The organism is Microcystis sp. M_OC_Ca_00000000_C217Col, from assembly GCF_007095585.1.
In the GTDB taxonomy this organism is placed as follows: domain Bacteria; phylum Cyanobacteriota; class Cyanobacteriia; order Cyanobacteriales; family Microcystaceae; genus Microcystis; species Microcystis panniformis.
This window is the reverse complement of sequence record NZ_SFBV01000181.1, coordinates 25,932-33,241: the sequence shown is the minus strand read 5'-3', so window position 1 is coordinate 33,241 and position 7,310 is coordinate 25,932. Positions and strand designations below refer to the sequence as shown.

Here is a 7,310-nt window from a genome sequence, read left to right as displayed (position 1 = left end):
ATAATCGAGCATTCGGAAAGGAATTTTGGAGTCGGGGTCGGTTTGAAATTCGGTATGAAGAATTAATTCCTCTGACTGCAAAAAAATCAGAGAATCGGCACGAATGGGGTCTAATTGTAGTTCCGTCGGGTCGAGGACGGTTAAGGAGAGGGGAGAACCCAATAACCAAGTGGCTAGATCATCGGAGAAGTTTTCGGCGATAAATTTACAAATATTATCAAACATTGCGAGCGTTCTGCCTTTGTAATTACTACCATCCACATCAATAAATTCAAGATTACTTGCTATCAATTCCTAAACAATTAAGCTAAATAAACCCCCGATCATTAGTAAAAGTCTTTGATTTCATGGTAATCTTTGACCCAAGCTTACGAAATATTATATCACCGATTAAGATAGATCATGATTTAATCTTGTTTTAAGTTCACAAACATAATTAACGGTAGCATAATCTGTCTTAATAATTAACTTTACTTCAGCCAGTAATTGACCATATATATAGGGTTTATCTTCAATATTTTCCTGAAAATTAGGTAAGGATTCCAGACAGTTCAAATATTTATGAAATAGGGAATATTTGGGATACATAAGCAATAAAAATTTACCTTTTTTCTAAGATTAGTAAATATTCAGATTTCATGCCATCAGGATTTTTATTCTTGCGAGATTTGAATAATTGTCTGGTTTTAATTCTATCCTCAAAGACGGTATTAAAGATAAAGCCATTTTCCTGAAAATATTCCCCTAATATTCGCCAAGTTTCTACTTCCACTCCATCCACTTTCGGATTACCCACAAAAATGCAAGCTTTCCCAGCTTGTTTTAATTTTCTGGTGGCATTTTCTAAAGCGTTGATAGTGTGACAAAAATAGGAATCGAGTATTTTATGTAAATTCTCTTTCTCTAAACTTGATCTCACTTGATTTAAGGTTTCGGTTTCGATTAATCTGGTAGCCTGTCGGTAGGGAATTTCTAGCTTAGAGATTTTTTGCACTTCTTTTTCTGTATATCCTAACCAATATAAATCTAGTTTTGCTGTTCTGATATATTCCTGTGCTTGCAGATAGGGGGGGGAACTAATTAAACAATCTAACTCTAGATTTTGCTCAATCTCAAAAGTGGCACTATCTACTCCTCCATAAAAAAGCACCTGATTATAATTGCGCCAAGTTACGGTAATATATTGATTGACGCTGGTTAAAGTTTCAAAACTCATCTCTTTAATCGTTCGTTTTAATTCCTCTTGCCAATTTCTTTGTAATAGTTCCTGTATATCTGATTTTTTGTATTTCGATTGAAATAATTTAGGTTTGGTATGTTCTGCATAGGAAAACTGTTTACTAACTTTCACTAAAACCGCTTGAATGATCTGGGAATACAAATCAGTTTCTAGATTTTTTTGACCTGCCCAAAGTTTCTGCAAAACTGCTAAAATCTCCTCTGGATACCAATAGTTTAAATTTGACCACTGAGGGATAAATTTATCCTTGCTGGCAAAAACTTCTAAGATTTTTTTATCTAACTCCGAGTAACTCAATGGTTCTTGGTGTTCTGTAATCTTAATCGGTATAATATGGTTTAAAAGATAATTCAGGTCAGTTAAAACCGCATTTCTTTGACAAAGTTTAGCCTCTAAACCCACCGTACCCGAACCAGCAAAAGGATCGATAATCCAATCATCCTTTTTACTGTAATTATCAAGACAAAATCTCACCACTTGGGGAATAAATTTGGCAGGATAATAATAGATGCCGTGGGTTAGATAACTGGTGCTGGTGATTTCTGGTACTAAATCTCGAAAAGAAACTAATCGCGGGGTTCCCTGATTAAATTCTTCTAAATTATTAGAATCGAAAAGTTCTAGTTGCATAATGTATTTTAATTATTTCTAATTTTAGAGTAACAAGCCTTAAGAAAAACTAAATCTCTAACATAATGAGCCTTATCAGAAAGACTCGCTAATGGAATAGTTTTTTCTCTCCAAATTGGCAAGATTTGGTTGGTTATTTCATCGATAGAAGTCTTTAATTTCTCGTAAGAACTAAAATCAAATTTAGCATTAATCTCATTGATTTTTTGATTCAAAAGGGTTATATTTGAAATTTCTTGAAAACTATTTAATTCTAACTCAATATTAGATATTGAGTAAGTAACCCATAAATCATCCCAATTTTCTACAAAATCAATAATTTGTTGAATAGCTGTCAAAATACTTTCCTGATTAGTACCAGTCCATTCAAATAATGAGCGACTTATTTCATCAGTACCATAAGCTAATTTCAATTTAATTTTTGAATTAAGCTCATAGCCTTGAATAATTTCTTGTCTAAATTTATTTTCATCGGGGATATAATCTTGCAAAGAAGAATATATCTTAGTTATGGTTGATTGTTTTTGCTGTGAATTCCTCTCGTCCCAAATGCAAATCAAATATAATAATTCTTCTTTTGGTAAATTCTCCAATCGCATTAGACTTCTCAATAACTCTACTAAGGAACTTTTTGCCGTGGTTCCACCTGTATCATCTCTCGAACGCAATTGGATAACAACTATTTTATTTTTCTTATTATTTATGCCCATAGCATCTATATCTAGTGAAGTAATAGTCGATGATGCAAAGCTTTGTCTCAATATTTCTTGCATACGATCTACTTTTTTTGGCACTTCATTACAGTCAGTATAATTTTCCAATATATTCTTAATCATCTCCTCTAAAACTTTACCTTGTCTAGCTCGAAAAGAACTATGAAAAAATTGCTGAAACGAGAACATATAAGGATAATACTTGGCTAAAGAATAATTAGAACCTAATTTTTCAGACCTGCTGATTCCAGCAGCAAACATCTTAATTTTATCTAGCTCATCCTTCTTACTTACCAGTCTATCCTCGAAAAGTGCATAGATAATATCGGCCGCTAAACCCAGTGGACTTTTTAAAATCCTCTTGGCTAGTTCCACTTCGTTTGTGTTATCTAAAAGATGTAAAAATATTCTTTCTTGGTATTTTGACATTTTGTTTCGTTATTTGCTCTAACTATTATATAACACAAGCAGTAGATTTAGAACATAAAAAGATCCTTTTCTAACTTAAATTTCTGTACATAACTAAAAATATATAAATTTGAGTGCTTAACAGTGATATACTGCCAGAGGAAAAAATGACGTTTTAATTAGTCTGCGTGAATAGCCAATCCTCGACAATTATAGAACAGGTTAGAGTCCTTGACCCCCTGACACAAACCGATCGCATTGCCGATGTCTGGATTGAGGAGGGGGTAATTAAAGCGATCGAATCTCAGCTTCCCCCAAGAGAAAATAGTAACTATATTTCTGGTCAAAACTGTATTTTTGCTCCCGGATTAGTCGATCTCTACAGTCATTCCGGGGAACCCGGCCACGAGGACAGAGAAACCCTCGCATCTTTGCTCAAAGCGGCCACGGCCGGAGGCTGCACCCGGGTGGCAATTCTCCCCAATACTCTCCCCCCTCTCGATCACCCCGCACTCATTAGCACATTACAGCAAAAAAGTCAAGGGTTTTTTGACTCAAAATCAGCCCGTCTGCATTTTTGGGCAAGTCTTACCCTAGGAAGACAAGGGCAAAAAATGACCGAATTAGCCGATTTAATGCCTGTAGCGGTGGGTTTTACCGATAATCGCAGTCTGGAAGATTTGGGACTGTTGCGGCACTTATTGGAATACCTAAAACCCTTCGGTAAAAATATCGCCCTTTCCCCGGTAAATCAGCAATTAAAGGGTAATGGAGTCATGCGTGAGGGAGAAACCTCGATTCGCTTCGGTTTACCCGGAGATCCTGCTATTTCCGAAACCACTGCTTTAGCCACAATTTTAGAAATCGTCGGCGAAATTAATACACCTGTTCACATAATGCGAATTTCTACCCGTCGAGGAGTGGAATTAATTCGCGAGGCAAAAATGCGGGGATTGCCGATAACCGCTAGTGTGACGTGGTTGCATCTCCTCTTAAATACAGGATCGATCGCCAGCTATCATCCCAGTTTACACCTCGCTCCCCCCTTGGGCAACGAAAGCGATCGCAAGGCGTTAATTGCGGCAATTAAGGAGGGAATTATCGATGCAATCGCGATCGATCATCGTCCCTATACCTACGAAGAAAAAACCGTCTCTTTTGCAGAAGCACCCCCCGGCGCGATCGGGTTAGAATTAGCTTTACCGCTACTCTGGGAAAAATTAGTAATAACCGGACAATTATCAGCTTTACAATTATGGCAAGCGCTTAGTCTCAATCCCTGTCATTGTTTACAACAAAAACCGGCATCTCTCAACCCCGGTAATCCCGCAGAAGCAATTCTTTTTCATCCCCAAGCAAGCTGGAAAGTAACAGCAAATAATCTTCACTCCCTCAGTCATAATACTTTCTGGTTAAATCAAACAATTACGGGAAAAGTCTTAGAAATGTGGAATTTTTAAAGGGTGGCCAATTTCTATCTTGAGACTCTCCTAGTTTTTTGGATAATAATCAGCTAGAATTCTAGAGAGAACTAGAGTAATGACATGGAAAAAGAACTGGTATCGGACAAGCGCGGTTATCTGCTTCGCACGGTGGCAGAAGCTAAAGAAATTGTCCTTAATTGGTTGCGGGAAATAAATTTAGTTAATGCGATTAAATTAGGTTTACCAGAAGTGGATGACAGATATCATATTTGGCGAGTTCCTTTATGTAATGAACAGAAAAAAACCGTTGGGGAAGTGGTGATCGATGCCTACACCACCGAAATTTTAGCCGATAGGACAACCCGGACTGAAATTATTATCGCTCGTCTGTTAAAACAGGATGAATCTAAATTAGAAACCCCCAAGAAACCCAAAAAAGAATATAAGCTTTCCTCTCTGAGAAATACCATCGGATTTGGTGATTGTGGCGAACTTTTGGAGGAAATGCCCGCAGAAAGTGTTGATTTAATCTTTACCTCACCACCCTATTTTAATGCTCGTCCGGAATATTCGGAATTTGAAGAATACGAAAGCTATCTATTGAAGCTGCGACAGGTGATCAGAAAATGTCATCGAGTTTTGAGTGAAGGACGTTTTTTTGTCATTAATATTTCTCCCGTGCTGTTGCGTCGTGCTTCGCGTAATCAAGCTTCTAAACGTATTGCTGTCCCCTTTGATTTGCATCGAATTTTTATTGAAGAAGGTTACGATTTTATTGATGATATTATTTGGCTAAAACCAGAGGGAGCAGGGTGGGCAACTGGTAGAGGGCGCAGATTTGCCGCCGATCGCAATCCTCTCCAATACAAAACTGTGCCAGTGACTGAATACGTTTTAGTCTATCGTAAACACACGGATCTACTCATCGATTGGCATATTCGTAATCATCCCGATCAAGAAGTAGTAAAAGCCTCAAAAATTGCCGATGGTTATGAACGCACTAATGTCTGGAAAATTAACCCAGTCACTAACTCAAAACATCCCGCCGCTTTTCCCGTAGAATTGGCAGAAAAAGTGATTACCTATTACTCTTTTAAAGGTGATGTGGTTTTAGATCCCTTTGCTGGTTCAGGAACCGTGGGACTAGCGGCCGCTTCTTTAGATAGACGTTTTGTTTTATTCGAGAGTAATTTTAATTATATTGAACTGATGCAACAAACAATTCCTAGATGGAAAAATATTAAGTTTTCGTCTATTCTATGGCTAAACTGCAAGCCGTCTAAACTACCACCAGAACAAATTGAGATTCAATGGGAGGCTATCGATGACAACAATAGATGATCTATTTCCTGAAAAGGGCAAATTAATCCTAAGTGGTAGCGGTAGGGATTTTATTGAAAAATTGGGTGTGGAAACTGTAAGACAGCTAACCCTAGATATTCTATGTGGGGAGAACATACGCACTCAAACTGAGCAGTTAACAAGTAGACGAGTGGCGATCGCCTCTGGTGCAATGGTTGCCTTATTTGCAAAAGGTTGGCAAGGGGTGGAGAATTTTACTGACCAACTGTCTGATATGGCATTATCTCAACTTAAATCTTCCCGTCGTTCTGATAAAGAATTGATCTGGCCTGCTAATTGGTTAATTGGTTTGACAGGCAAAGGTGTTCAAAATGTATTGCGAGATAATCCAGCGGCACAAGAAAAATATATTCAAGATTTTGAAGCTGCATTGGAAGAGGCATCGCAAAAATGTGAAGAGGATTTTGGATCAATTCGTATGTTTTTAGGACTGATTGAGGATGAAAGTGGGAAAGTTTACAGGAATCTAGAATGGCGAGATATAATAAGGCTAACAACTGCTATTGGCTGCGCAACTCTCACTATCAGAGGTTCTGATAAATCCACATATGGGAAGCTTTTTGAGAGACTCGTACTCGGCTCGGTTTTACATATTCTTGGTTTTCAGTATATTGAGAATCCATCAAGTCCAATTATTGAAAGAGTATTTTGGCTATCTGACAATTCCAATCTTCGTGAATGCGATGGAACTTTAAGATTACGGGCTGGTAAACTAGCTCGCTTCGATATAGGTTTCATTGGTAGAGGAAATTCAGAGATCACAAAAGATAAACTATCTCGCTTTGCTAATGTTGAGCTATATGGAGAAACTACATCTCGGACTTTTATTATTATTGATCGACTGCCTGCTAAGTCAAAAAAGACAGTGGAAGCTGCTAAGAGGGCTGGAAGTGAAATTATACAAATGAGTATGCAATTCTGGCCGCAAGAACTGGCTAGAAGTTTAGAATCAAGATTGGATTACAGAGCAGAGATTCTTGATATTGATGAAGAATCTTTATATGATTATCTTTCTCAGAAAATTAGTTCTGCTCCTCTTTTGAGTTTTTTGAATTTTGGTGATACGTTAGAAGAAAATGTTGATGGTTTTCAAGAAAATGAACTAAGCGATAAAGATGATGATACTTTAGATGGCTAGGATATTTATCTCTCTTTTATTAAACTGGGAAAAAACCTTGATTTCTCCTTGTCTGAAACGACATAATTTTGGGTTCTTCGTTACTTGGTATGGTTCGATAGGGGGGCATAAATCAACTAAATCCTGATCTGGTAAGAGACTTAATTGATTAGTTCGCTCTAGATCACAAACAATTGACAAAAATCGCTAAATGCCTTTCTATATAATGGTTCCATCCCTTATAACCCCCGTCCATTGCATAACACGAACCGAAGAGCCTAATTTTGTAGAAATTTCCTAAACTGACAAGAGACAGATAACTTCATTTCCGCACAAGGAGATTTTGCTATAACTTACACGAAATAATTAGGTTTTTTGACTGTAGTATAATTGAGTTTTTGGCTGATACTGAACTG

6 protein-coding genes and 2 pseudogenes are annotated in these 7,310 nt (G+C 37.3%); 3 read left to right on the top strand and 5 right to left on the bottom strand.

The genetic code is table 11. The annotated features are described in order from the left end of the window. The 4 genes and pseudogenes from EWV66_RS10625 to EWV66_RS10610 form a co-directional block, all read right to left on the bottom strand. Positions 1 to 225, bottom strand: a pseudogene (locus EWV66_RS10625) (Rpn family recombination-promoting nuclease/putative transposase); the annotation flags it as partial. A gap of 165 nt (positions 226 to 390) precedes the next feature. Next, positions 391 to 555, bottom strand: coding sequence for a hypothetical protein (locus EWV66_RS10620; protein ID WP_287115955.1), 165 nt, complete (start codon positions 553 to 555; stop codon positions 391 to 393). A gap of 46 nt (positions 556 to 601) precedes the next feature. Continuing rightward, entirely contained in the window at positions 602 to 1,870 is a 1,269-nt protein-coding gene (locus EWV66_RS10615; RefSeq protein WP_287107572.1) for a DNA methyltransferase, read from the bottom strand. An 8-nt stretch (positions 1,871 to 1,878) separates the two neighbouring features. Beyond that, on the bottom strand, positions 1,879 to 3,012 hold the full coding sequence (locus EWV66_RS10610) for a hypothetical protein (RefSeq protein ID WP_002798533.1): 1,134 nt from the start codon (positions 3,010 to 3,012) through the stop codon (positions 1,879 to 1,881). A 167-nt stretch (positions 3,013 to 3,179) separates the two neighbouring features. Here EWV66_RS10610 and EWV66_RS10605 point away from each other — a divergent pair, with 167 nt between their 5' ends. From EWV66_RS10605 to EWV66_RS10595, 3 genes are all read left to right on the top strand, one after another. Beyond that, entirely contained in the window at positions 3,180 to 4,451 is a 1,272-nt protein-coding gene (locus EWV66_RS10605) for a dihydroorotase (RefSeq protein WP_287107571.1), read from the top strand. Between the two features lie 84 nt (positions 4,452 to 4,535). Beyond that, a complete protein-coding gene (locus EWV66_RS10600) occupies positions 4,536 to 5,756 on the top strand; it encodes a DNA-methyltransferase (RefSeq protein ID WP_287107569.1) in 1,221 nt (406 codons plus the stop codon). Further along, a complete protein-coding gene (locus tag EWV66_RS10595; RefSeq protein ID WP_110545989.1) occupies positions 5,740 to 6,915 on the top strand; it encodes a CfrBI family restriction endonuclease in 1,176 nt (391 codons plus the stop codon). Before EWV66_RS10600 ends, EWV66_RS10595 begins: the two co-directional genes overlap by 17 nt. Here EWV66_RS10595 and EWV66_RS10590 read toward each other — a convergent pair. Further along, positions 6,904 to 7,107, bottom strand: a pseudogene (locus EWV66_RS10590) (hypothetical protein). The gene EWV66_RS10595 and the pseudogene EWV66_RS10590 sit on opposite strands and share 12 nt — an antisense overlap. Positions 7,108 to 7,310 lie beyond the last annotated feature (203 nt).

Excerpts from the sequence above, each read along its gene's own strand:
- EWV66_RS10615 (WP_287107572.1), bottom strand. The coding sequence starts at position 1,870 with ATGCAACTAGAACTTTTCGATTCTAATAATTTAGAAGAATTTAATCAG.
- EWV66_RS10610 (WP_002798533.1), bottom strand. The coding sequence starts at position 3,012 with ATGTCAAAATACCAAGAAAGAATATTTTTACATCTTTTAGATAACACA.
- EWV66_RS10600 (WP_287107569.1), top strand. The coding sequence starts at position 4,536 with ATGGAAAAAGAACTGGTATCGGACAAGCGCGGTTATCTGCTTCGCACG.
- EWV66_RS10595 (WP_110545989.1), top strand. The coding sequence starts at position 5,740 with ATGACAACAATAGATGATCTATTTCCTGAAAAGGGCAAATTAATCCTA.